Origin of the sequence: Hymenobacter sediminicola (assembly GCF_014250515.1) — a bacterium.
GTDB classification, from domain to species: domain Bacteria; phylum Bacteroidota; class Bacteroidia; order Cytophagales; family Hymenobacteraceae; genus Hymenobacter; species Hymenobacter sediminicola.
On sequence record NZ_CP060202.1, the window covers coordinates 2,517,342 to 2,542,702 of the forward strand.

Annotated in this window: 23 protein-coding genes; 15 read left to right on the plus strand and 8 right to left on the minus strand. The window is 57.6% G+C overall.

Features of this window, described 5'->3' with window-relative positions:
• Positions 1 to 8: 8 nt before the first annotated feature.
• Positions 9 to 1,775 carry a DUF885 domain-containing protein gene (locus H4317_RS10705; protein WP_260625628.1) on the minus strand — a complete coding sequence of 589 codons (1,767 nt, stop codon included), beginning with the start codon at positions 1,773 to 1,775 and terminating at the stop codon, positions 9 to 11.
• Positions 1,776 to 2,215: 440 nt separating this feature from the next.
• On the opposite strand from H4317_RS10705, the gene H4317_RS10710 reads away from it, so the two are divergent.
• Positions 2,216 to 2,728 carry a hypothetical protein gene (locus H4317_RS10710; RefSeq protein ID WP_185886509.1) on the plus strand — a complete coding sequence of 171 codons (513 nt, stop codon included), beginning with the start codon at positions 2,216 to 2,218 and terminating at the stop codon, positions 2,726 to 2,728.
• A 252-nt stretch (positions 2,729 to 2,980) separates the two neighbouring features.
• Positions 2,981 to 4,432 carry a DNA/RNA non-specific endonuclease gene (locus tag H4317_RS19380; RefSeq protein ID WP_260625629.1) on the plus strand — a complete coding sequence of 484 codons (1,452 nt, stop codon included), beginning with the start codon at positions 2,981 to 2,983 and terminating at the stop codon, positions 4,430 to 4,432.
• Positions 4,433 to 4,462: 30 nt separating this feature from the next.
• On the opposite strand, the gene H4317_RS10720 is transcribed toward H4317_RS19380, so the two are convergent.
• Positions 4,463 to 5,287 (minus strand): alpha/beta hydrolase, encoded by an 825-nt coding sequence (locus H4317_RS10720; RefSeq protein ID WP_185886511.1) that lies wholly within the window; start codon positions 5,285 to 5,287, stop codon positions 4,463 to 4,465.
• 297 nt (positions 5,288 to 5,584) lie between these two features.
• On the opposite strand from H4317_RS10720, the gene H4317_RS10725 reads away from it, so the two are divergent.
• Positions 5,585 to 6,751: an MFS transporter gene (locus H4317_RS10725; RefSeq protein ID WP_185886513.1), complete on the plus strand. Its 1,167-nt coding sequence runs from the start codon at positions 5,585 to 5,587 to the stop codon at positions 6,749 to 6,751.
• Between the two features lie 103 nt (positions 6,752 to 6,854).
• The gene (locus tag H4317_RS10730) at positions 6,855 to 7,895 is read left to right on the plus strand and encodes an AI-2E family transporter (RefSeq protein ID WP_185886515.1); all 1,041 of its coding nucleotides are present in this window, start codon (positions 6,855 to 6,857) and stop codon (positions 7,893 to 7,895) included.
• Positions 7,896 to 7,938: 43 nt separating this feature from the next.
• Here H4317_RS10730 and H4317_RS10735 read toward each other — a convergent pair whose 3' ends face one another.
• The 5 genes from H4317_RS10735 to rsmA form a co-directional block, all read right to left on the minus strand.
• Positions 7,939 to 9,621: a M28 family peptidase gene (locus H4317_RS10735; protein ID WP_185886517.1), complete on the minus strand. Its 1,683-nt coding sequence runs from the start codon at positions 9,619 to 9,621 to the stop codon at positions 7,939 to 7,941.
• A gap of 48 nt (positions 9,622 to 9,669) precedes the next feature.
• A complete protein-coding gene (locus H4317_RS19480; protein ID WP_185886525.1) occupies positions 9,670 to 10,551 on the minus strand; it encodes a nuclease A inhibitor family protein in 882 nt (293 codons plus the stop codon).
• Positions 10,552 to 10,706: 155 nt separating this feature from the next.
• Entirely contained in the window at positions 10,707 to 11,180 is a 474-nt protein-coding gene (gene greA, locus H4317_RS10745; RefSeq protein WP_073281869.1) for a transcription elongation factor GreA, read from the minus strand.
• Positions 11,181 to 11,341: 161 nt separating this feature from the next.
• Complete coding sequence (locus H4317_RS10750; RefSeq protein ID WP_185886527.1) at positions 11,342 to 12,307, minus strand: NAD(P)-dependent oxidoreductase; 966 nt, start codon at positions 12,305 to 12,307, stop codon at positions 11,342 to 11,344.
• A gap of 31 nt (positions 12,308 to 12,338) precedes the next feature.
• Entirely contained in the window at positions 12,339 to 13,133 is a 795-nt protein-coding gene (rsmA, locus tag H4317_RS10755; protein WP_185886529.1) for a 16S rRNA (adenine(1518)-N(6)/adenine(1519)-N(6))-dimethyltransferase RsmA, read from the minus strand.
• Between the two features lie 164 nt (positions 13,134 to 13,297).
• On the opposite strand from rsmA, the gene H4317_RS10760 reads away from it, so the two are divergent.
• From H4317_RS10760 to accC, 10 genes are all read left to right on the plus strand, one after another.
• Positions 13,298 to 14,752 (plus strand): leucyl aminopeptidase family protein, encoded by a 1,455-nt coding sequence (locus H4317_RS10760; RefSeq protein ID WP_185886531.1) that lies wholly within the window; start codon positions 13,298 to 13,300, stop codon positions 14,750 to 14,752.
• Positions 14,753 to 14,802: 50 nt separating this feature from the next.
• The gene (gene pdxA, locus H4317_RS10765) at positions 14,803 to 15,855 is read left to right on the plus strand and encodes a 4-hydroxythreonine-4-phosphate dehydrogenase PdxA (protein WP_185886533.1); all 1,053 of its coding nucleotides are present in this window, start codon (positions 14,803 to 14,805) and stop codon (positions 15,853 to 15,855) included.
• Between the two features lie 177 nt (positions 15,856 to 16,032).
• A complete protein-coding gene (locus tag H4317_RS10770) occupies positions 16,033 to 16,401 on the plus strand; it encodes a helix-turn-helix domain-containing protein (RefSeq protein WP_185886535.1) in 369 nt (122 codons plus the stop codon).
• Between the two features lie 53 nt (positions 16,402 to 16,454).
• Entirely contained in the window at positions 16,455 to 17,009 is a 555-nt protein-coding gene (locus H4317_RS10775; RefSeq protein WP_260625631.1) for a YceD family protein, read from the plus strand.
• A gap of 61 nt (positions 17,010 to 17,070) precedes the next feature.
• Complete coding sequence (rpmF, locus tag H4317_RS10780) at positions 17,071 to 17,298, plus strand: 50S ribosomal protein L32 (protein ID WP_185886537.1); 228 nt, start codon at positions 17,071 to 17,073, stop codon at positions 17,296 to 17,298.
• 112 nt (positions 17,299 to 17,410) lie between these two features.
• Positions 17,411 to 18,352 carry a phosphate acyltransferase PlsX gene (gene plsX, locus H4317_RS10785; RefSeq protein WP_185886539.1) on the plus strand — a complete coding sequence of 314 codons (942 nt, stop codon included), beginning with the start codon at positions 17,411 to 17,413 and terminating at the stop codon, positions 18,350 to 18,352.
• A gap of 58 nt (positions 18,353 to 18,410) precedes the next feature.
• Complete coding sequence (locus tag H4317_RS10790) at positions 18,411 to 19,424, plus strand: beta-ketoacyl-ACP synthase III (protein WP_185886542.1); 1,014 nt, start codon at positions 18,411 to 18,413, stop codon at positions 19,422 to 19,424.
• A gap of 196 nt (positions 19,425 to 19,620) precedes the next feature.
• Positions 19,621 to 20,184 carry an elongation factor P gene (efp, locus tag H4317_RS10795; RefSeq protein WP_185886544.1) on the plus strand — a complete coding sequence of 188 codons (564 nt, stop codon included), beginning with the start codon at positions 19,621 to 19,623 and terminating at the stop codon, positions 20,182 to 20,184.
• 22 nt (positions 20,185 to 20,206) lie between these two features.
• A complete protein-coding gene (gene accB / locus H4317_RS10800; RefSeq protein WP_185886547.1) occupies positions 20,207 to 20,692 on the plus strand; it encodes an acetyl-CoA carboxylase biotin carboxyl carrier protein in 486 nt (161 codons plus the stop codon).
• Positions 20,693 to 20,798: 106 nt separating this feature from the next.
• Positions 20,799 to 22,145: an acetyl-CoA carboxylase biotin carboxylase subunit gene (gene accC / locus H4317_RS10805; RefSeq protein ID WP_185886549.1), complete on the plus strand. Its 1,347-nt coding sequence runs from the start codon at positions 20,799 to 20,801 to the stop codon at positions 22,143 to 22,145.
• Positions 22,146 to 22,215: 70 nt separating this feature from the next.
• On the opposite strand, the gene H4317_RS10810 is transcribed toward accC, so the two are convergent.
• The gene (locus H4317_RS10810; RefSeq protein WP_185886551.1) at positions 22,216 to 22,791 is read right to left on the minus strand and encodes a DUF3109 family protein; all 576 of its coding nucleotides are present in this window, start codon (positions 22,789 to 22,791) and stop codon (positions 22,216 to 22,218) included.
• A 186-nt stretch (positions 22,792 to 22,977) separates the two neighbouring features.
• On the opposite strand from H4317_RS10810, the gene H4317_RS10815 reads away from it, so the two are divergent.
• The gene (locus H4317_RS10815) at positions 22,978 to 25,236 is read left to right on the plus strand and encodes an ATP-dependent helicase (protein WP_185890010.1); all 2,259 of its coding nucleotides are present in this window, start codon (positions 22,978 to 22,980) and stop codon (positions 25,234 to 25,236) included.
• Positions 25,237 to 25,361: the final 125 nt, after the last annotated feature.

Consider the following 25,361-nt stretch of genomic DNA (forward strand, 5'->3'; position numbering starts at 1 on the left):
ACTGGCGGCTATTTCTTGAGCATCATCTCCCGGATATACTTCACCGGGGCGCTACCATAGCTCAGAAACTGCTCATTAAACGATTTGAGGTCGAAGGCACTGCCCTGGCTCTTTTTGAGCTCCTGGCGCAGGTCGTAGATTTCGGTGTAGCCCGTGAAGTAGCTGCTGAGCTGCACCTGGCTGAGCGTGGCGCGGCGCCACTTGTTGCGGGCTTCGGCTTCCTCCTGAAATCCGTCGCGGCGGAGTATGGCTACCACAGCGGCTTCGGAGGCATTCTTCACGTGCACTTCGTGGTCGAGGATGGTGTTGAGCGTCACGCGCATATTCCACTTGTCCCACATCAACCAAATTTCGTCGGAGTTGCCACCGTAGCCGCTTTCCAGCATCATGCGCTCAGCATACACGGCCCAGCCCTCAATCATGGCCCCATTGCCGAAGATGGACTTGATGAGCGAAGGGCTGCGGTTGGCATACACGAGTTGCGTGTAGTGCCCCGGAATGGCTTCGTGAATGTTCAAAATTTGGAGCGTGTACTGGTTGTACTCGCGCAGGTAGCTTTCGGCCTGGGCAGCAGGCTGTCCTGTGAGGGGCTCCACATTGTAGTAGGTGTTGGCGGCCTTGTCGTAGGGGCCGGGGGCCGAAATGCTGGCGCCCGCCCCGCTGCCGCGCATGTACAGCGGCGTTTCGCGCACCACCAGCGGCTTGGTGGGGTCCTGCGTGAGCAGTTTCTTGTCGTTGACGAACTGTACCAGCGTCGGAATCTGCGCCTTCACGGCTGCCACGAAGCCCGCCTGCGTGGCATGCTGCTCCGACAGTTTGCTGATCATCTGCTGCACGGCGGCCAACGAGTCGGCAGGCATCGGCTGCGCTACGAAATACTTGGGCCACAGCCGCGCCGTGCGCTTCTTCATGTCCTGCAGCAGTTCCTGCTTGTGGGCCAATGCCTTCTCATACACTTGCCCGGCGCTGTACGTGGACTGAATGTCGTAAGAGAACTTGCGGCTGAACAAGTCCTCACCCAGCCGGAAGCTGCGGAACTTGCCGGCCGGCAGCACCTCCGTTTTCAGGAACCGGATATAGTTGCCGATGCTGAGCCGCGTGGTCGCCACCCGATTGGCAAATTCCTCCTTCTCGCGTGCCGTCAGGCCGGAGCGCGCAATGGAGTCCTGCAGTGCCTTCCCGAACACCTCCAGCCCGCCCTGGTTCTGCTGAATAGCCAGTTCGGTGTGCTCCCGCGTGGGCGTACTGATGTTGGCTTCGGCAGCGGCGTAGAAATCGGGGGCGTGGGAAATCTTGTGGCTGATGGCCCGCAGGCGCCGGTCGAGGGGCCAGTAACGGCCGTTCAGGATTTCGCCCACCGAGGCCCCCAGGTTGTAGTTGGCCGGGTTCCATTGCCAGTCGCGCAGTGTATCGGCGTAGAAGCGGCTGCTTTGCACGTAGTTTTGCAGTAGCCGCCAGTCGGTCTGATTGTTCACCGACAGCTCTTCCACCTTAAAATCGGCTAGTTCGGCCCCACGCCGCTTCAGCATCTTGGCCTCCGTGCGGCGGCGGCCTTCGGTAGGCACCACCACCAGCGAGTCGTAGCGGTGGTAGCCTTGGCTGCTGGCCCACTCAGGGTTGTAGTACCATAGCGAGTCGATGAAGCGGGTTTTGTACCGCTCAAACACGGCATCGGGCTGGGCATCGGTATCAGCCTGTTTGCGGCCCGGCGAGTCGCCACAGCCCGTAAGCCAGGCAGCTCCAGCCACTGAAGCCACGGCCAGCAAAGTTTTCAAAGAGTAGTGTTGGGGCATATAGTGAAAGCAGGTTGGGAATGAGGCAGCAAGGTAGCGGGCAAGGACGGGGTTTGGTGCGAGGCGTTGCGTTGGATCCAGAGTTTGCCCCCGCTCGGCGTCGGCGCGGCACGTGGTAGCCCAAACACCTCTAAAACGAGGCAGAAACGCTGTGAAACGCTGTGTGCACCGTCTGTCATCCCGGACATCTGTCATCCTGAGCAGCGCGACGGACCTTATCCCGTTTGAACGGCAATCGTTCGATGGTAATCCAGACGTGAGAAGGTCCTTCGCGCTGCTCAGGATTACGGAAGTACCAGTCAACCCTTGAAAAAGCGGCTCCTTTCTTTGGCAGAAAGAGGAGCCGCTTTTTACTACCTATACTGCCCGCTTCTGGCCCTTCGTTTGCAAGCCCCACCCGGCCCCACAACCCGCCCTCCTTGATGAAAATCCTGCTTGCCTCCCTGTTCTGCCTGCTGCTCAGCATGTCGGTTCTCACCGCCCACGCCCAGTCCGTCACCCGCCTCGATGTCAGCAATGGGTTCCGGGGCCTGCGGTTCGGCTCGCCGCTCACTGAGGCGCTGCACCTCCGGCTGATTCAGGACAAAGGCGACGAGAAAATATATGACCGCACCGACGAGGAGTTGCGCGTGGGCAGCTTCACCGCAGCCCGCATCCACTACAAGTTTTTCCGGGGGCAGTTTGCTACTGTCACCATCATCGTGAAAGGCGCCGCCGACGCGCAAAAAGTGCGCCCTACGTTCGAGGCCCTCTATGGTCCCGCCCGCCTCGAAGGATTCAGCTGCAAATGGCAAGGTAGCTTGGTGGCTCTCTCCTGCGCTTCCCTGGCCGATGACCAGGCCATCCTGGCTATGAGCAGCCTGCCCCTGGCCGCCCAGATGCAGCAAGCCAAAGCTCCCACCGGTACCACCAAGCTAAAAATCAAGCAGAAGTAATCCAGACTGTCATTCCAGGTAGCCCTCTATCCGCAACAAACCGCTATTCCGAGCCTGTAGAGCATCAAGCCTGGAACTGAGGAAGCTTGTTCACGTGCAGGCAGCCTAGTTTTTTAGCAGCAGAGGGGAAATAAAAGGTTTGATGTAGTTTTCAGGCCGATTTGCGCGCCATATCCCCACAGATAGTCCTGGCTCTGGCGCGTGTCCGACTTCGCGCCACTACCCATTTCCCTACTGTCCTATTTCGTTGCTATGCGGTTCTTCCCCCTGCTTCTGCTCCCGCTGCTGGCCTGCTCGCAGGCACCCGTTGAGAATACTCGCCCACCGCTGCCTGAGGGCCCACCGGCTATTCCAGTGGAATCGGGTGGCCGTAGCGTAGCACAAGCCACCACCGCCTTCCCCGAAACCTTCGAAACGGGCAGCAAAGGCGCCTACACCAACGCCGAAGAGCCCTTGAGCACCGGCCGCTGGCTTTTCGAGGATGCCCTCATCGGCTCTTCTGAGCAAGACCACAAAAACGGGGCACATGCTGCCCGTCTACGCGGCCAGGGTCGGCTCCGTATGCAGTTCGATGCCCCGGCCGGAGTGCGCACCATCCGGGTGAGCAGCGCCATGTATGGGCAGGATGCGGCCGGCACCTGGGAGCTGTGGGGCAGCATAGATGGTGGCCGCAGCTACCGTCGCATTGGGCAGCCGGTGCGTGTACAGGGCCCACGCCTGCTCAGCACCACCTTCCAGGCCGGTGCTACCACCACGCCGCTACGCCTCGAAATCCGCAAAACTGACGGTGCCGCCACCCGCCTCAACATCGATGATATTGCGCTGGAAACCGCCAGTGGTGCAGCCGTAGCCGGTGGCAGCGTTGCCACCACGCCTGCTACCCCGCAGCCCGGAACCTCGCTGCCGCCAGCCACCACCGCCCAGGCCGATGCCGTAGTCACGAGCCGCGACGACAACATGGCCCTTGGCAACCCCAGCGGTGCTACCGCCGACGTGAACAATCCGACCAATTACCTCCTGGTAAAACCGCAGTTCACCATCGGCTACAATGCCCAGCGTGGCACACCTACCTGGGTGAGTTGGCACCTGAACCGCGCCTGGATGGGCTCGGCACCGCGTCAGGACGACTTCCGCCCCGACCCGGCCCTACCCCGGCCGTTCTATCAGGTGAGCCGCAACAGCTACACCGGCTCCGGCTTCGACAAAGGCCACAACTGCCCCAGCGCCGACCGTACCACCGACCTCGACGACAACTCGGCTACGTTCCTGATGACCAACATGATTCCGCAGGCCGCCAACAACAACCAGCGCACCTGGTCGGGACTCGAAGAATGGACTCGCAGCCAGGTACAGCGCGGCCAGGAAGTATACGTGGTAATGGGCTGCTACGGCAAAGGCGGCACCGGCCTCAACGGTCTCAAAACCACCATCGACCAAGGCCGCGTGACCGTTCCGGCCCGCGTCTGGAAGCTGCTCGTGCTACTACCCGAAGGCACCAACGACCTGCAGCGCATTGCCGCCGGCCAGGCCCGCATCATCGCCGTAGATACGCCCAACGACCAGTCCGTTAGCCCCGACTGGAGCCGTTACCGCGTGAGCGTGGATGCGCTGGAAGCTGCCACCGGCCTCGACCTGCTCAGCAAGCTGCCCCTGGCCGTCCAAACCCGCCTGCAGGCCACCGCCGATACAGGGCCAGTGCGGTAGTAAAGCTGAAGCGTCGGTTCCTGCTTGGCTTTATCTGCGTAGGAACCGCTGCACTGCCGCTGCATACAAGTCGCCATAGTCTCCGGGCTTTGAGGTCAGGGCCATCAGGCCGCCGCCGTGGGCTCCCTCGAATGTCAGCAGCTCGCGGCGCTGGCGGCGGCGCGCGGCCTGCACAATGCGGGTAGAGTCGGCTAGCGGCGTATTGACATCCTGCGTGCCGGCCACCAACAGCATTGGGCACTTGATTTTAGGGAGTAGCTGCGGATAGGCTGCTGCCTCGGCCGGTAGCGTCACCGTTTTATTCTTCGCCTGCTTAATAGCGGCTACCAGTGCCGCCGGGTCGGCTACGTAGCCCTCCCCAATCAGGAAATCGGGCTTATCGGTGGCAGCGACGTGCGTGGCCATAAGCGTACCCATCGAGAAGCCAAAGATGCCGGTACGCTCCTTCGGGAACTGCTGCCGGGCATAGCGCAGCACAGCCCGCAGATCAGTAGTAAACTCAGGGTAATAGAGCCGCTGCTGGTCGATGGCAAAGTCGGAGCTGTGCCCGAAGCCGCGGTAATCAAAGAGCAGCACCCGGTATCCTACGTTGGCCAGCATCCGGGCATGAAACAGCAGCTGCCCCATGTTGCCAGCGTCGCCTTCGGCCACTACAATGGTAGTGTGCTGGTTCGGGCCCTGTTGGGGCTCAATTATCCAACTGTGCAGCCGGGCATGGTCGGGCGTTTCTATCGTGACGGTGCGGTACGGCAGGCTCAGCGAGTCGGGAGTGTAAGCATAGTCGCGGCTGGGCCGGAGCGCCCATCCCGGTAACGTGCCCAGGCAAAACAGCAGTATGATCAGGCAGTGTTTCATAACAGTGAATCTGAAAGCAGTATAAGAAGAATGGTATAGGAATGCTCCGCCACCATCGGAACTATTGGCGCAAGAAACGGCATTTGCAGTAACTCTGCCCGTGCGGCTGCCACCATGCCGGCCTTGGAGCTAGTAGCCACCGTCCAAATTTAGGCGCACTCCCCGATTCCGCAGTATCTTTGTTCCGGCTTCGGCCTTGCTGCTCTCCCTCTCCACTCCCGCCCACTATGCCCGCCAACGGGTATGCTGGGCTTTTTTGTGGGCGGTAGCAGCGTTTCTCCCTCTGATTTTCCGCTTATGCTTACGCTTCGTCTTCCTGCATTAGAGTCCCGCCCGCCCCGCCAGATTTACCGGGCGGCCGTGGGGGTGTTGTTTTTTCTGATGGGCCTCACCTTTGCTACCTGGGCCTCTCGCATTCCTACTATTCAGCAGCAACTAGGCATTTCGGAGGCCCGACTGGGGCTACTTCTGCTGGCGGCCCCGGTTGGTTCCTTGGCCTCCTTGCCGGTGGCGGGCTGGCTGGTGGCACGGCTGGGTAGCCGCCGGGTAGTGCTGGGCGGTATTGTGGGCTACGCGTTGGGGCTGGTGGCGCTGGGGCTGGCTACGTCGGTGGTGCCGCTGGTGGCAGGCCTAGTCTTATTCGGCTTCGTGTCTAACCTCTCCAACATTGCCGTTAATACCCAGGCAGTAGGCGTGGAAATGCTGCACCGCAAGTCCATTATGGCCTCTTTCCACGGCCTCTGGAGTCTGGCCGGCTTTGCCGGCGCAGCGCTAGGCACGTTCATGATTGGCAACGGGGTGCAGCCGCTGGCGCATTTCATCCTGGTGGGTGCGGTGGTGGTGGCCGGCGTAGTCCTGAGCAGCACCTCCATTCGCCCCCGCGACGCCGGTGCCGGCTCTGCCGATGCCCCCCTGTTCGTGCTACCCGACAAATCGTTGCTGCTGCTGGGCGTGCTGGCATTCTGCTCCATGATTTGTGAGGGCGCCATGTTCGACTGGAGCGGGGTGTACTTCCGCAAAGTGGTGCACGCCGAAAAGGCCTGGATTGGGGCCGGCTATACGGCCTTTATGTGCACTATGGCCGGAGGCCGCTTCATTGCCGACTGGTTTGCGCACCGATTCGGCTTGCGCCGCACGCTGGAAATCAGTGGCTTGCTCACGGCAGCCGGGCTGCTGCTGGCCGTGGCTTTGCCAGCGCTGCCTACGGCTATTCTGGGTTTCCTGCTGGTAGGCTTTGGGGTATCGTCGGTGGTGCCGCTGGTGTATGGTGCAGCTGGCCGCTCTACCCAGATGCCCCCAAGCTTAGCGCTGGCCGCCGTGTCTACGGTAGGATTTCTTGGGTTCCTATTCGGCCCGCCCCTGATTGGCATTGTGGCTGGCTTCACTAGTTTGCGGGTGTCGTTTTCAATTATTGCTATGCTGGGCCTGTGTATTGCCGCGCTGGCCAGCCGCGCTAAGCTGTAGAGAAGTAGTCCAGCGGAGTAAGCGGCTAGATAATGCGAGGAATCTGTGGGAAGCCTAGGATAACAATATCTTTACTCTCCTACTTCCCCTACTCCTGCCTGCCATGTCCGACTCCGTTTATACGTCACGCCAGCAGCGGGTGCTGCTTGTGGTGTGCCTGCTGCTACTGGCGGGTATGGTGCTGTTTGGGCTAGGAAGCTACATCACCGGGTTTTTAGGGGCGGGCATTCTGTATGTGGTGCTACGGCCCTGGTTTGCAGCTTTGGTGCACCAGCGCGGCTGGAACCGGCAGGTCGTCACGGTGGGGCTGCTGGTATTTGCACTGGTCGTAATCATCCTGCCTTTCACGGCGCTTAGCCTGATGCTGTTCAACCGCATCCGCTACTATGCTACCAACACCGATATCAGCCAGCTTATGGCGGTGTTGCATGCCATAGAACGCAAAATTGGCTTCACGTTTACGGCCGAGCAGAACGTGCAGACCCTGGTGCGGCAGGGCGTGGGCTGGCTCAGTCAGCGGCTGCCTTCCGTAGCCAGCAGCCTGCTGCATTTCACCGTTGTTATCGGGCTGATGCTGTTTACGCTCTACTTCATGTTTGCGCAGGAGGAAGGTTTTCTGCGCGGTTTGCGCCGCTATCTGCCTTTCCGCCACGACACCTTGCATGAGCTGGGCGACTCACTCAAGAACAATGTGAATGCCAACGTGCTGGGCCAAGCACTCATTTCGTTGGTGCAAGCTGTTCTCACGGGCCTCACCCTCTGGATTTTCCAAGTTCCCGACGCTCTGTTTTGGGGAATGGTGGCCTTTTTTATGGCCTTCATTCCGGTGTTGGGCACGCCGCTCGTATGGGGGCCGGCCGCCATTCTCAAGTTCACGCAAGACCATACTGGCCAGGGCGTAGGCATTCTGCTGGTCGGTGTCATTGTCATCATGAACATCGACAACCTGCTACGCATCGTGCTGGCCCGCCGCATCGGCGACATTCACCCGCTTGTTACGCTGGCCGGCGTAATTCTGGGCGTCGATATTTTCGGTATTCTGGGCTTAGTTCTCGGGCCACTGCTGCTCTCCTATTTCATTGTGTTGATGCGGGTGTTTGAGCGCGAAAACCGCTTGCACTCTTCGCTCAGGAAATCAGAATAGCTCATCTTGCCGGCTATGAAGCTGGTAAACTACGGGCCTCGGGCTACTGCGGGCTACCTGTTTTACCGAACCGCTCCCCGAAAAAATTGCCCACATTCCACGTGGGGCGCTTGGCGTCAGTGGCTACCAGATAGCCAATCAGAAAGTTGAGCTGCACATATTTCCGACCGGCCCCAAAGTCAAACTGGCCGTTGATATCGTCTTGGGGCTTGTGGTAGGTGATGGCGCGCCATTTCTGCACCAGCTCGCTCAGGTTGTTGCGGCCATCAGCGGTTTTGTTGCCGTACTTGATGTGTAGCGCCGGAATGCCCTGCGTCACGAAGCTGTACTGGTCGGAGCGGATGAAACGGTTCTGGGCCGGTTCAGGGTCGGCTTCTACTGTGAGGCCCAACGCCTGTGCCGCCTGCGCTACAGGAACCGCCAAAGAAGAGTTTTCGGCCCCCAGCGGCACCACCGACAGCAGCGGCGCAATAATCGTGGGCATATCCGTATTGACGTTGGCTACCAACTGCTGTTTTGGCACGGTGGGGTTGCGGGCAAAGTACGCCGAGCCCAATAGACCCAGTTCCTCACCCGTCACGAGCGTAATCAGCACCGAGCGTTTGGGCTTGTATTTCGGCTTCAATTGCTGATAGATGCCCGCCATTTCGAGCAGCGTAGCAACGCCCGTAGCATTGTCGTGGGCACCGTTGTAGATAGAGTCGCCGGCAATGGGTGCCCCCACACCAAGATGGTCGAGGTGAGCGGTATGCACCACGTACTCGTTGCGCAGTTGCGGGTCAGTGCCTTCTATTTTGCCTGCCACGTTGTAGCTGACCATATCCTGGTAGCGGCTGCGCTGCATTGCCTGCAGGCGTGGCAGCAAGGCTACACCTGCAGGCTGGCCGGCTCGCAGGGCACGCAAAACGCGGCCTGTGTCCTGAGCAGCGCCCACAAACAGCCGCTGCAGTGTAGCTGCGTTAATGGAGCCGGCCAGTTGCAGCCCGCCGTCCACATAGCTTCTCGATACTGCAACATTTCCAGCCGAGTCCAGTACGCTCACCAGGCCCCGGAGCGGCTCCGGTGGCTTCGCGTCAGGTTTCACGCTGGCCCACAGCACCCCCACTGCCCCCTTGCGTTGAGCAGTCTGCAGCACCGTGAGCAGGTCGGTAGTATACAAGCGCACCGCGTCCGGAAAACGAGTAGGCTCCTGCCGCGTCACAACTACCACTTTTCCTTTCACATCCAACCCGGCGTAGTCATCGTAGCCCAACTCAGGCGCACTGATACCAAATCCAGCGAAAACAAGTCCTGCCTCTACCGTTGTTTCCGTCTGCTTGGGATTGGGATAGAAGGTAAAGTCTTGGCCGTATGTGAGCAGAGCCGCTAGGCCCGTAGGCGGAGTCAGGCGTAACGATGAACCCACTTCTGTGAAGGCCCACCGCAGCCGCACCGTTTGCAGAAACGTACCCTTCTCGCCAGCTGGCTGCACGCCGCGCTGCTGCAGTTGGGCCACTACATAGTCTACTGCCATTTGGTAGCCCGGTGTGCCCGGCTGCCGCCCCCGTAGCTTATCATCGGCCAGATATTGCACGTGCGACTTGAAAGAAGCCGTATCAACGGTATTTAAGGCCTTTCGGAGCTTCCTGATTGGTTTGGGCGTAGGATGGGCTATAGCCAAGCAGCTATGCAGCACAGCTAGCAGCAGAAGCCGCAGGTCTTTGCCGTTTATAACAACCAGATTCATTATCCTCATTCGCGTTCAGACGTTTGGCTCGCCGGTCACCGGCCCTCTTTAGGTTTCGGTCAGTACTGTCTTGAAGCCGGCCAGCTTGCCGCTTCCCGTGCGGCCCAGCGCATATACCTGCACCTGCGGCCCAGTGCCCACCCGGTACACTTTCACGTCCTGCAACTCCTGCTTCAGGTACATCTGCAGCGCCTTAAAGCGGTTGGCCAATGCGGGGTCACCGAGCACGCCGTCGTCGGCGGTGTGGTTGCGCAGGAACAGCGTCAGCTCCTGGGTTTCTACTTTGCTGCCAGCAGCTGCCCCTACTGCTTTCAGTAGCGCAGCATCGGTAAGGGCGCCGTCTGGGGCGCTATAGCTCACTGGTTCCAGCGCTGCATCTGATTCACTCATATATACGAGGCCCTTAGTCAGCTGCTGCAACTGGTCAGTCGCAGTATCGGCAGTGCTGGAGGCTGCCGGCTCGTTAGCTTCCTCAGTTTCGCGGGCACCTTTAGCAGCCTTTGAGTCGGGAGTAGCAGCGCGACTGGTAGCATCAGCGGGTACCTGAGCACTGATGGCGGCGGCTAGTTCCTTCATCCGGTCTTCGGCCACCTTGATTTTAGGATTGGCAAAGTTCATATCGGCTACTTTATTCATCGGAATCAGATGAATGTGTGCGTGAGGCACTTCCAGTCCGATGACGGCCACCCCAATGCGTTTGCACGGCACGGCCGCCAGCACACCTTTGGCTACGCGCTGTGCAAACAGATGCAGCGCTGCTAGCTCAGCCGCCGGCAAATCGAAAATGTAGTCGACTTCGCGCTTCGGAATTACAAGCGTATGGCCTTCCACCAGCGGCGTAATATCAAGAAATGCCAGATGATGCTCATCCTCGGCTACTTTGTAGGCGGGCAGCTCGCCCGAAACGATACGCGAGAAAATGGAAGGCATGCGGTAGAGAGTTACAGGATGACTGAACGAGCACAGCAAGTACACATGCTGCTGCGCCAAAGTACGCGGCAAAATAGAAAAGGGCGAAGCCATTGGCTCCGCCCTTTTCTATTCTGATGCCGAAATGCTCAGCTATTTACTTATGCCGTATGGTGTTAGCGGCTGATTTCCAGTATCTCAAACTGCAGCTTACCAGCCGGCACCGTAATTTCTGCGGTATCGCCAGCCGACTTGCCCAGCAAACCCTTACCGATAGGCGACTTCACGGAGATTTTGCCGGCGGCTAGGTTGGCCTCTTCTTCCGCTACAAGCGTGTAGTCGAGCACCATGTTGTTTTTCAGATTTTTAAGTTTCACCTTGCTCATAATAAGCACTTTGGTGAGGTCCAGGCCCGACTCATCGAGGATGCGGGCGTTGCCCACCACTTCCTCTAGTTTGGAAATTTTCAGCTCCAGCAGGCCCTGTGCTTCCTTCGCCGCGTCATACTCCGCGTTTTCGCTCAGGTCGCCTTTATCACGGGCTTCGCGCAGCGCTTCGGCTGCTTCGGCCCGGCCGCGGATTTTCAGATCCTGCAGTTCGTCCTTGAGTTTTTGCAGGCCTTCGGCAGTGTAATAGTTGATGGTGGCCATGATGGTTGGTGGTAAGCTAAAAAACAAGGAGAACGGCCGGCGTAGCCGACCGTTCTCCAACACAGGTTTACGACAAATATACGAACCTGCCGCGAATGATGCCAGCCACACTGAAAGGTAGCTCGCAGCAGACAAAGGCCTTATTTAGGCCAAGCTACGCACTACCTGATGGTTAGACCATCTGCCTCATGTCGCAGAAATGCCCCAATCTTCTGTGCCAGCACCTCATTTATGCGCTGATACGACTGCAAACTCCAGCCTCCCACATGCGGCGAGAGGACTACGTTGGGAGCCGTTGCCAAATACGTAAAACGGGCCTGCTGTTCCGGTGTCAGAGCGGCTAGTTTCTCGTTTTCCAGCACATCGAGCGCCGCACCACGCACATGACCACTCTGTAGCCCCTGCACTAGCGCCGTATGGTCGAGCACTTCGCCACGGGCTGTATTGAGCAGCCAGATAGGGTTCCTGAATCCCAGCAGCAACTCTTCATTCACATAATGATGATTGGCAGCCGAGTACGGAATATGTAGGCTCAGCACCTCGGCCCGCTCCTGCAGTTCCGGTAAACTGACCAGCGTGGCATGATGGTCAGCTGCTACAGTTGGGTCGTGGTCATGGGCTAGCACGGTGCAGCCGAAAGCGCTGAGGCGCTTGGCAAACGCGCGACCCATGTGCCCGTAACCCAATAAGCCAATGGTTTTGCCTCCTATTTCCTCCCCTCGGTTTGCTTCACGGCGCCACTCCCCTGCCCGCACTTCCCGGTCGGCCCGCACGATGTTCCGAAACAGGGCCAGCAGCAGGCCCACAGCATACTCGCCCACAGCGTCGCGGTTACCTTCAGGTGCATTCAGCAGCGTGACGCCGGCCGCCGCCATAGCCGCTTCATCAATATTATCGACGCCGGCACCCGCGCGAGCCACGTAGCGCAACTGCGGACCATGCCGGAGCAATTCGGCTGTCACATGCAGTTTGGAGCGCACCATCAGACCATCATAAGGATGCGCGGCCAGCGCGGCTGGTACTTCCGCCGCCCTCAGATCGGGTCGGTAGTGTAGCTGTACCCCAATTTCCTGCATGTAGTCGGGCAGGCTGGGGTGCATTTCGTCGATGACGAGGCAGAGAGACATGAAGGTAAGGTAGAATATCTGTTACCGTTAGCTATTTGTTGTCCAGCCGCTCCCGCTCCACCAGTTGCGTCAGCCCTACGAAGTCGGCTACACTGAGTTGCTCAGCACGCTTGTCGAACAACGGATCCGCAGTGGCTTCGGGCGGCATACCGAAGGGCTTTAGAGCATTGCGCAGGGTTTTGCGCCGGGTAGCAAAGGCCTGCTTCACCACTTTGAAAAACAAGACCTCGTCGCAGGCCAGCTTTTCGGTGGCATTGCGTGTGAGGCGTATCACAGCCGACTGCACTTTGGGCGGCGGGTTGAACACGTGCGGAGGCACGGTGAACAGGTAGTCGATAGTATAATACGCCTGCAGCAGCACGCTCAGAATGCCGTAGGTTTTAGTGCCTGGGCCTTCCGCCAGCCGATCAGCTACTTCCTTCTGTATCATGCCCACTACCTCGCGCACCTGCTGGCGGTGGGCCAGCACCTGAAAGTAAATCTGGCTGCTGATGTTGTAAGGGAAGTTACCGATGATGCTGATGGGCTGGCCATCGTAGAGCTTGCCGAGGTCCATTTTCAGGAAATCCTGGGAATGAATGCGGCCTTCCAGCGCCGGGAAGTGCCGGCCTAAATATTCCACCGATTCCCGGTCAATTTCTACTACCGAAGTGCGGTATTCGGGGTGTTGCAGCAGCGTTCCGGTGAGCACGCCCATACCAGGCCCGATTTCCAGCACCTCCGCCACGCCATCCGGCAGCCGCAGAGATTCTACAATCTTGCGGGCAATATTGGAGTCGGCCAGGAAGTGCTGGCCTAAGTGTTTTTTGGCTTTAACGGAGTCCACAGGCAGAGGAATTGAGAGTTGAGGCAGCCCGGAGCAGAACAGCTCCGGCATACCGCACTTCTATAAAAAGTCGGCTACCTTCACGGGCTCAAAGGTACGTCCCTGCCTGCTGAATCCGGCGGCGGCGTGCCATTTGCTTCATTCAGAATCTGTTACTCTGCTTTATGTCGCTCCAACTTGCCTACGCCGCCGATTTTCCTTCCACGGCGGATACCGTTTTTATCCTGCCCGCCGGCACCACTGAACTGCCTGTTACTGCCTCCGCCGACCTGCCTGCGCCGGCCCGCCAGTACGTAGCCGACCAGCTGGCCGCCGACAGCAAGCTGATTCGCGTCAACCAATACTCACACCACCACTATTATATAGTGGCTGCCGATAAGAAAACGCCGGACCTGACTGCGGAGGCGCTGCGCAAGAGCGGGCACCAGCTACATGCTCTGCTAAAAGCCGACAAGGTGCGCGAGCTGTATATCTGCGACCTGACCAACACCGACTCCGGTGCTCTGCCACTAGCCGAAGGGCTGGCCCTGACCAGCTATCAGTTTGAAGGCTACAAAACCGACGCAAAATCTAAGGAAGCGCCTGAGCTGCAGAAACTCACGTTGGTTTGCGCCGATATTACTGCCGAGCAGGTGCAGGAGCTGACCCACGTGCTTGACGGCGTGTTTCTGGCCCGCGACCTAGTAAATGCGCCGCTCAATAAGCTCAACGCCATCCAATTTGCAGAACGCATGGCCGAAGCTGGCGAACAGGCTGGCTTCCATACCGAAATTCTGGACCTAGTACGGATTGAGGCCCTGCGCATGGGCGGTCTGCTGGCCGTGAACCAAGGCAGCCCCGAGCCGCCTACGTTCACCATCATGGAATACAAGCCGGAGGGCGCCCGCAATACCAAGCCCTACGTCCTCGTAGGCAAAGGAGTGGTGTTCGACACGGGTGGCCTGAGCCTCAAGCCTACGCCCGCCAGCATGGACATGATGAAGTGCGACATGGCTGGTGGCGCCGCCGTGGTGGGCACGCTCTATGCGCTGGCCAAAAACCAGGTGCCGCTGCACGTCATCGGGCTGGTGCCCGCCACCGACAACCGCCCCGGCGGCCTTGCCTTTGCTCCCGGTGACGTTATTACCATGTACAGCGGCCTGACCGTGGAAGTCATGAATACCGATGCCGAAGGCCGCCTGCTGCTCGGCGACGCGCTGGCTTTCGCCAAAAAATACGACCCGGAGCTGGTTCTGGACTTTGCCACGCTCACTGGATCCGCCGCCCGAGCTATTGGCAAGGAAGGCATTGTGTGCATGGGTACGGCCGAAGAAGAGGTGCTCAGCGAGTTGAAGAAAGCCGGCAACCGCACCCACGAACGGCTGGTGGAATTTCCGCTCTGGGACGAGTACGCCGACCATATCAAGTCGGATATTGCCGATGTCAACAACATTGGGAAGGCAGAAGCTGGCGCTATTTCGGCCGGTAAGTTTCTGGAGCGCTTCACTGATGGATACCCGTGGGTGCATTTCGACATTGCCGCTCCTGCTTTCCTCACCGCGCCCGATTCTTACCGCGGCAAAGGGGGAACCGGCACTGCTGTGCGCCTCACCTATGAGTTCCTGAAAGGTAAAGCTTAGCCGAACTAAGCTGTCGACCTTCACTCTCCTTTCTCACTTAATTACTTCCCATGCTCCCACGCATCGGCATTTCCGTTGGCGACCTAGCTGGCATTGGCCCGGAAATCATCTATAAAACATTCCTCGACGCGCGGCTCCTCAAGTTTTGCACTCCAGTAGTGTACGGTACGGCCACTGTGCTTTTCGACGATTTCCCGCGTTCCAACGACGCCGAGCCGCTCACGTTCCGCCAGGTTCGCGAAGCCGCCGACATTGCGCCGGGCAAGCACAACGCCGTGACCTGCTGGGAAGACGATTTCCACCTCACGCCCGGCCAGCCCAGCCAGGCCAGCGGCACCGCCGCCCGCCAAAGCCTACTCGCCGCGGCCCGCGACCTGAAAGCCGGCTTGCTCGATGCCCTCGTTACCGCCCCCATCAGCAAGGAAAATACCCAGGCCGACGACTTCCGCTATCCTGGCCACACCGAGTTTCTGACCACCTTTTTTGAGGCCAAGGAAAGCCTGATGCTGCTGGCTAGCGACGAGCTGCGCGTAGCCACAGCCACCGGCCATATTCCGCTCAAGGATGTGCCTGGCCGCGTTACGAAGGAACTGCTGAATACCAAGCTGCAGATTCTGCTAAGGTCTTTGAAGCAGGATTTCGGCATTGAGAAGCCCCGCGTAGCGGTGCTGGGCCTCAACCCGCACGCCGGCGAAAACGGGCTGCTGGGTACCGAGGAGCAATCTGTCGTGACGCCTGTTATTCAGCAGTTGCTCCATGATGGATATCTTGTGTATGGCCCCTATCCCGCCGATGGCTATTTCGGCACCGGCCAGTACCGGCAGTTCGATGCCACCTTGTCTTTGTATCACGACCAGGGTCTGATTCCGTTCAAGACGCTGGCTTTCGAGCGGGGCGTAAACTTCACGGCGGGCCTACCCGTCATCCGCACCTCGCCCGACCACGGAACGGCCTACGGACTGGCCGGCCAGTTTAAAGCCGACGAAACCTCGTTCCGCGAGGCCTTGTATATGGCGTGCGAATTGGTGCGCCAGCGGCAGCTACTGGCTGGTATCAAACCCTTGATTCCGGGCCCGCCGCTTCGTGGTGGCCGCCACGAATAGCCGCAGAGCCAGATTTTATCTTTAGTAAAACAGCCAATACCGGTTCCGGTATTGGCTGTTTTACTATACACAAACTGAAACATTCTTTCCAGAATCGAAATTTTGTTTGCTGTTTTAAAACAACTGCCGTAGCTTTGCAATCTTATCGGTTATCGCCGGTTTGTCTCGATTCCTCCTATGACGCTTCTCACTCCTTCTGATTACCGCACTGCTTTGCGCCGCCTCGACGCATTAGTAGCCGCCGGTGTAGAAGGCAATACAACCCTGGAAACGGAGTTGCGGGAGTTGATTATGGCGCTCGATACTTACGAAAGCAAGCTAGGCCTGCTTCCGATTCCGAATCTACCGACTTCTCTGGCCGATATGATTGAACTGAAGCGGCAACAGATGCGGCTGAAGCAAAAGGATTTGGCTGAGTTGCTGGAAGTACCGGCCGGACGCTTGTCGCAGATTCTGAGTGGTAAGCGCCGCGTGACCCTCGACCTTGCCAAGCGGCTCTATGAGCGGCTGGGCATCCCGTCAGACTTCATCCTGAAAAACGCGTAGATACTCGCTTATCCAGCTTTCTGCTTTTACAAAACGGGGAAATCTTTTTACTTTTGCCCCCTGCTATTAACCCGACCGTGAAGAAGGACTCGCAATACGACATCAACATTGCTAAGCTGGCCGATAAAACGCACCACTTTGCGTTTGACTTGGACCGGGCCTTTTTCGAGCAGTTTGATCAACAGCTGATTCCTGACGGCAACGTGCATGCGGATGTAACGCTGCATAAAACCGACCGGCTCCTCACCTTCGATGTTGACTTGCGTGGCACTGTTCGCCAAATCTGTGACCGTAGCCTCGACGACTACGACCAGGAAATAGAGGCGCATGAGCAGCTGTTGGTACGCTACGGCGACCGGGAAATGGAGCTTGACGACAATGTGCTCCAGATTACGGCCGATACGCAGACACTACCCTTTGCCCAGCATCTATTCGACTACATCGGGCTGGCGCTGCCCATGAAGAAGCTGCACCCCCGCTTCCAGAATGAGCCCGACGAAAACCCGGACGCCGCCACTAAACTCATTTTCACAACCCGCCAAGAAGGCGACGACGATGATGAAGACGACTCCGACCCACGCTGGAACGCGCTGCGCAACCTCAATTAGCGCTCCGCTCGACTTTTTTGCCTGTACATTTTCTCTTTGCTTTTAATACCTTTTTTCAGCCATGGCACATCCTAAACGCCGGACCTCCTCCGCTAAGCGGAACAAGCGTCGCGCCCACGACAAACTGACCCCTAAAGCAGTATCTATCTGCACTACTACCGGCGAACTGCACCTGCGCCACAAGGCTTATGTGGTAGACGGCGACCTGTACCTGCACGGCAAAGTAGCTATCAAGGACTATGCTCCTGTAGCTGCCGCCGCTGCTGCGTCCGACAACGACGAAGAATAGTTTTCGTCTTCCGGCTAGCTGCCAGTTGCCCCGGCTTTTCATTGCCTGAGAAGCCGGGGTTGCGCTGCCCGGTTCGGTTCCTCTCCCTCGACTCCTTCTTGATACCCCGTACATGAAAATAGCCCTGGACGCTATGGGGGGCGATTTTGCGCCCCAGGCCGCAGTGGAAGGCGCCATTTTGGCGGCCGCTAAGCTCGTTGGCAAAGCGCAAATCGTGCTCATCGGCCAGGAGGCTGCCGTTCGCCCTTTGCTGGATCAGCATGGTGCAGACGCTGCCAGTCTGGAACTGGTTTCGGCTTCGCAGATCATCGAAATGGGGGAGCATCCTGCTAAAGCTTACCAGCAAAAGCAGGACTCCAGCATTGCTGTAGGCTACCGGATGCTGCATGCCGGTGAAGTCGAAGCGTTCTGCTCAGCCGGCAACACCGGTGCCATGCTTGTGGGTGCCATGTTCAGCGTGAAAGCTGTGCCCGGCGTAATGCGCCCGGCAATTGCCAACTTCGTTCCTAAGTTGCACGGTGGTATGGGTATCCTGCTTGATGTAGGTGCTAATGCGGAGTGCAAACCGGAAATGCTGGAGCAGTTCGGGGAGCTAGGGTCATTGTATGCGCAGCATGTTCTGGGCATTACGGCTCCTAAAGTCGGGTTGATGAACTTGGGCGAGGAAGAAGGCAAAGGCACCACTATTACTCAAGCAGCTCATCAGCTGCTAAAAGTAAACCCGCACATCCACTTCATTGGCAATATCGAAGGCCGTGACTTGTTCAATGACAAGGCCGATGTAATTGTCTGTGATGGATACACAGGAAACGTGATGCTGAAAATGGCAGAATCGGTCTACGATATCATTGCTGAAAAGCAATTGCACGACCCTTTCTTCGATAAATTCAACTACGAAGCCATTGGGGGCTCCCCTATTCTGGGTATCAACGATAACGCCATTATCGGGCACGGTGTCAGCACACCGCTGGCTATCTGCAACATGCTGTTGCAGGGCTACCAAATGGCTCATTCTGGTATTTCTGACCAGATAAAGAATACCTTCAAGTCATAATTGACTAAGTCCGGCCCCGGCCGGATTTTTTCTTGCCGCGTTTTCCGTTTTTTCTTCAATGAAAATCACCGCTGCCATCACCGGAGTGGGCGCTTATGTGCCCGATTATGTGCTTACGAATCAGGAACTCGAGACGCTGGTTGATACTACCGACGAGTGGATTACGACGCGCACGGGTATTAAGGAGCGCCGCATTCTGAAAGGCGAAAACCAAGGCACCTCCGTGATGGCCATTAAGGCGGTGCAGCAGCTGCTCGAAAAGACCGGTACCAAAGCCGAAGAAATTGACCTGCTGATTTGCTCTACTACGACTCCTGATCTGGTGTTTCCGGCTACGGCCAACATTGTTTCGGCCGCAGTAGGCACCACCAAGGCATTCAGCTTTGACATGCAGGCCGCCTGCTCTGGCTTTCTGTTTGCGCTGGCTACCGGCGCCCAGTACATCCAGACCGGCACCTACCGCAAAGTGGTAGTGGTGGGGGCTGATAAAATGTCGTCTATTATTGACTACACCGACCGGGCCAACTGCATCATCTTCGGGGACGGCGCTGGGGCCGTGCTGCTGGAGCCAAACACGGATGGCTTCGGCGTACTGGACCAGGTGCTGCGTTCCGATGGTAACGGCGAGCAGTATCTGCACCAGAAAGCCGGCGGCAGCCGCCGCCCACCTTCTGCCGAAACGGTAGCCAACCGGGAGCATTTTGTGTACCAGGAAGGCGCTACCGTGTTTAAGTTTGCCGTGACCAACATGGCCAACGTAGCCGCTCAGGTGATGGAACGCAACCACCTCACCCACGACGATGTGGCGTGGCTGGTACCGCACCAAGCCAACAAGCGCATCATCGATGCTACCGCCAACCGTATGGGCGTAGGACCTGAAAAGGTGATGCTTAACATCCAGCGCTACGGCAACACCACCAACGGTACCATTCCGCTCTGCCTCGCCGATTATGAGTCGCAGTTGCACAAAGGCGACAACCTGATTCTGGCGGCCTTTGGCGGCGGCTTCACATGGGGTTCGGTGTACATAAAATGGGCTTATGACCCCAAACCTGACCCGCAAAGCGCGTAACATAGCGGCGCGAAAACGGAAATACTCTATACTTGCACTCCCGTCGTGCCGCCCCGCCATCTTACCGGGACGGCACTTCCTTTTGAACTAAAAAGTACGCATCATCTGGCTAGCTGCTCTGGGCCTGTTTCCAACTGAGTATCAGGATCCGTCCCGCTTTTGGTTCAGAGCGTTTACCACTCACTCCATTCCCATCATGGCCACTACTGCAGATTTCCGCAACGGGCTCGTTCTCAACTACAACGGCGAGTTGCATGTCATCACCGAATTCCAGCATGTGAAACCGGGCAAAGGCCCGGCCTTCGTGCGGACCAAGCTTCGCAACATCAAAACCGGCCGTGTACTTGATAACACGTTTAATGCCGGCGTAAAGGTAGAGACGGCCCGCGTGGAGCAACGCCCGCACCAGTACCTGTATAAAGACGACTACGGCTACACGTTCATGGACAACGAGTCGTTTGAGCAAGTAGTGCTGCCGGAAGCCATGGTGCCTTTTGCCGACCTGATGAAGGAAGGACAGGTGGCTACCATCCTGTTTCATGCCGAGACCGAGCAGCCTCTCACGGCCGAGCTGCCGACCACGGTAGAGTTGATGGTAACGTATACTGAGCCCGGCCTGAAGGGCGACACCGCTACCAACACACTCAAGCCTGCTATTGTAGAAACCGGTGCCCGAATCCAGGTGCCCCTGTTCATTGATACCGATACCAAAATCCGCATCAAGACCAGCGACTACTCCTATGTCGAAAGAGTCAAGTAAGCAGCCCCTCAAGCCTTCTGCCATGAAAGCCAAAGAACTCCAGGAACTCATCGATTTCATTGCGAAGTCGGGACTGAACAAAGTCAACATCGAAACCGAAGAATTCAAAATTTCGGTTCAGCGCGAGCCCAGCACAAAGGTGGTGAGCAGTGGTATGGTAGCAGCAGCGCCTGCGCCCACTACCCCGGCAGCAGCACCGGTGGCCGCTCCGGCAGCAGCCCCTGCCTCGGCTCCGGCTTCGGCTCCTACGGAAGCCGCGAGCACCGCCTACGTGCCGCTGAAATCACCGATGATTGGCACCTTCTACCGCAGCAACAGCCCCGATTCGCCGGCCTTCGTGCAGGTGGGTGACTTGGTAGAAAAAGGACAGGTAATCTGCATCATCGAAGCCATGAAGCTCTTCAACGAAATTGAAGCCGAGCAGAGTGGTCGCGTAGTGAAAGCCATGGTCGAAAATGCTTCTCCTGTGGAGTACGACCAGCCGCTATTCCTGATTGAGCCGATGTAATTTTGGAACTGAGAAATAAGAGCTTAGAGCTTAGAACTGCTGAGTTGGCCCTAGGCCACTCGCTTCTAAGTTCTAAGCTCTTATTTCTCGCATCTACCCTAGAGCTGTGTTCAAGAAAATACTGATTGCCAACCGGGGCGAAATTGCACTGCGTATCATTCGTACCTGCAAGGAAATGGGCATCAAAACGGTTGCGGTGTATTCCACTGCCGACAAGGAAAGCCTGCACGTACGCTTCGCCGATGAGGCCGTATGCATCGGCCCGCCGCCTTCGTCGCAGAGCTACCTAAGCATCCCGACGCTGATTGCCGCCGCCGAAATAACCAACGCCGATGCTATTCATCCGGGCTACGGTTTCCTGAGCGAAAACGCGGAATTCTCGCGTGTTTGCCAGGAAAACGGCATCAAATTCATTGGGGCGTCGCCTGAGATGATCAACCAGATGGGCGACAAGGCTTCGGCCAAGGCCACTATGATTAAGGCCGGCGTACCCTGCATTCCGGGCTCCGTGGGTCTGCTGGATTCTGTGGAGCAGGGCAAGAAGATTGCCGCCAAAATCAAGTACCCGGTTATTCTCAAGGCAACGGCCGGGGGCGGTGGGCGCGGTATGCGCATCATCAACTCCGAAGATGAGTTTGAGAAAGCCTGGAACGATGCCCGCACCGAAGCCAAAGCGGCTTTCGGCAACGACGGCGTGTACCTGGAGAAATTTGTAGTAGAACCCCGCCACATCGAAATCCAGATCTGTGGTGACCAGTTCGGGCGGGTGTGCCACCTGTCGGAGCGTGACTGCTCGATTCAACGCCGCCACCAGAAGCTGGTAGAAGAGGCTCCTTCGCCGTTCATGACCGATGAGCTCCGTGAGAAGATGGGAAAGGCAGCTATTGCAGGTGCCTCAGCCATTAACTACGAAGGTGTGGGTACCATTGAATTCCTGGTCGACAAAAACCGTGACTTCTACTTCATGGAGATGAACACCCGGATTCAGGTGGAGCACCCCGTGACGGAGGAAATCATCAACTACGACCTCATCAAGGAGCAGATCAAGGTAGCAGCGGGCATCCCGATTTCGGGCGACAACTACTACCCCCGCATGCACGCTATGGAGTGCCGCATCAACGCCGAAGACCCGACCAAGGACTTCCGCCCTTCTCCCGGCAAAATCACGACGCTGCACATCCCCGGTGGCCACGGCGTGCGCGTAGACACGCACGTGTATGCTGGCTACCAGATTCCGTCGAACTACGACTCGATGATTGCCAAGCTCATCACCGTGGCCCAGACCCGTGAGGAGTGCATCGTGAAGATGAAGCGCGCTCTGAGCGAGTTTGTGGTGGAAGGCGTGAAAACCACGATTCCGTTTCACCTGAAACTGATGGACAACGAGAGTTTCAAGGCCGGCGACTTCACCACGAAGTTCCTGGAAACTTCCTTCGACTTCTCGGAGCTGTAAGAACACTGCTTTGTTCTAAACCAAAAAGACCGGCCAGATGGCCGGTCTTTTTGGTTGCTTTGTTTAGCGCTTATGCCTTGGCGTCTCCGTGCTCAATTTCGTGCACCAGCTCGCCGTACCAATCCTCGCCGTACTTGCGGATGAGGGGCTCCTTGAGAAATTGGTAGACCCTCACGCCCAGGTTGGCCCCGTTGGCGCAGGCGGGGTTGCAGATGCCCCACCGGTCGTAGTTCAGCGCCTCAAAGCCGTCGTATTTGGTGATGCGGATAGGATACAGGTGGCAGCTGATAGGCTTTTTGAAGCTGGTAGCGCCGGCCAGATAGGCCTGCTCAATACCGCATTTCAGGATACCCCGCTCGTCGTAGAGGGCGTAGGCGCACTCCCGGTCATTGATGGTGGTGGTGCTGTAGTCGCCTTCCCAATCTTTGATGTATGTGCCCTGCTGCTCAATGGCCTGACGGCCCGCTTCGGTGATGAAAGGCTTGATGGCTTTGTACTCGGTTTTGAGAATCTGAAGCTCGGCTTCTTCCAGCGGCGCGCCCAGGTCGCCTTCCACGCAGCAGGCACCTTTGCAGGCCTCCAGGTTGCACACGAAGAAATTGTCCCGAACGTCGTCGGAAATAAGGGTGTTCTGTATCTGAATCATGAGGTGTTAGCCGGCAGAGGTCCGCAAACGTGAACAAGTTGCTGCTCTTAGGTAGTTCTGAAGCGGCAACAGGCGAGCCTGCGAGAAATGTGGCTACAAAGATAACCCCGTTTCCTCACCCGCCCTGAATGCTGTACCTTTGCTAACAAGCCAAAAAGCTTAGTTTCTGACTGACGACGAATGGGACTGGATTATCATTCTTTATTGAACCCCTCGCAGGCGGCCGCCGTGATGCAAATCGAAGGCCCCTGCATGATTATAGCGGGTGCTGGCTCGGGCAAAACCCGGGTGCTCACCTACCGCATTGCCAACCTGCTGGAGCAGGGCATCGACCCATTCAACATACTGGCCCTCACCTTTACCAATAAGGCGGCGCGTGAGATGCGCGCCCGTATCGAGAAGGTAGTAGGCCCGAATGCTAAGAACCTGTGGATGGGCACCTTCCACAGCATTTTTGCCCGCATCCTGCGCTCGGAGGCCGACAAGATCGGCTACCCCCGCTCCTTTACTATCTACGACACGCAGGATTCCAAAACCCTGATTGGGCAGATTCTGAAAGAGCTGGAGCTGGACGACAAGCTCTACAAGCCCAACATGGTGTTGGGCCGGATTTCGTCGGCGAAGAACAAGCTGATTTCGGTGCAGCAGTACCTCAACGACCCCGTAATCCGGCAGGACGATGACGCGGCGCTGCGGCCCAAGCTGGGCGTGATTTATCAGCAGTACGCCAACCGCTGCTTCAAGGCGGGCGCCATGGACTTCGACGACCTGCTTTACCAGACCAACGTGCTGTTCAAGGAGCATCCAGATGTGCTGAACAAGTATCAGAACATCTTCAAGTTTGTGATGGTGGACGAGTACCAGGACACCAACTACTCACAGTACCTGATTGCGCGCAAGCTGGCCGCCAAGGAGCGCAACATCTGCGTGGTAGGCGACGACGCGCAAAGCATTTACGCCTTTCGGGGTGCTGATATTCAGAACATTCTCAACTTCGAGAAAGACTACCCGGAGCTGCAGGTGTTCAAGCTAGAACAGAACTACCGCTCCACCCAGATTATCGTGAAGGCGGCTAATTCCGTCATCAAGAACAACCAGGCCCAGCTGCGCAAAGACGTTTTCTCCGACAACGAGGAAGGCCCGCTGATTGAGGTGCTGAAAGCCGCTTCCGACAACGAAGAAGGTAAGCTGGTGGCCCAGAGCATCTACGAGGACAAGATGAATCAGCATCTTTCCTATGATGACTTTGCCATTCTGTACCGCACCAACGCCCAGAGCCGCGCCATGGAGGAATCCCTGCGCAAGCTCAACATCAAGTACAAGATTGTGGGCGGCCTGAGCTTCTACCAGCGCAAGGAAATCAAGGATCTGGTGGCGTACTTGCGCCTCACAGTGAACCCCAACGATGAGCAGGCCCTGCGCCGCGTCATCAACTACCCCAAGCGTGGTATCGGCGACACGACTATTGCCAAGCTGATCGGCGCGGCTGAGGAATCGAACCACACCATCTGGGAAGTGGTAGCCAACGCCGACCAATTTCTGCCAGCCCGCGCGGCCAACCCGATTGTGGACTTCGCCGAGAAAATTAAGGCATACACGGCCATAGCAGCGAAAGACGATGCTTTTGAGGCAGCCAAGTTCATTGCCAAGAACTCGGGCATGATTGAGGAACTCTATGCTGATAAAAGCATTGAGGGCCTTTCTCGCTACGAGAACATTCAGGAACTCCTGAACGGTATCAAGGCCTTCGTGGAAGACCCGGAGCGCGAGGAAAAGACGCTGGGAGCCTTCCTGCAGGACATTGCTCTTGTGACGGACGCCGACACCAAGGATGCTCAGAACGAAGGCGAGCAGGTGACCATGATGACGATTCACTCGGCCAAAGGGCTGGAATTCCGCAACGTCTACATCGTAGGCATGGAGGAAAACCTCTTCCCGAGCCAGATGATGATAACGTCGCGGGCTGACCTGGAGGAAGAGCGACGCCTGTTCTACGTGGCCATCACGCGGGCCGAGAAAAAGCTGACCCTCAGCTACGCCACCTCCCGCTACCAGTGGGGCAACCTGCGCAGCTGTGAGAAAAGCCGCTTCCTCGACGAAATTGACCCGCAGTACGTTGATTTTAAGTATTCGGCGGGGCCAGGTCCTGACCGGGCCGGGCCGGGCGAGTCGCCGTTTGGACATGTATTTGAGCGGCGCAGCAACCTCATTCCGGCCGCACCGCGTAAAACAGCAGCCACTAAATACGTAGCTCCCGCCGACTTTAAGCCTTCTGATACCAGCAACCTGCAAACCGGGCAGCGCGTGGAGCATCCGAAGTTCGGCTTTGGGGAAGTAACCAAGTTGGAAACCGTTTCGGGCTCCACCAAGGCCATTATCAATTTCGAAGAAGTCGGCGAGAAGACGTTGTTGCTGAGTTTTGCGAAATTGCGCGTACTGGGCTAACGCTCAGCTTGCGGTTTCGGCCGGAGAATCACAGCCAGGCACTTTTTCTTAGCTTCCGCTGCTTTTCGTCCGGTCCGCACCAACCATCCTAATTATTGCACAAGTGCCGGCTGCTGCCGGCTCAA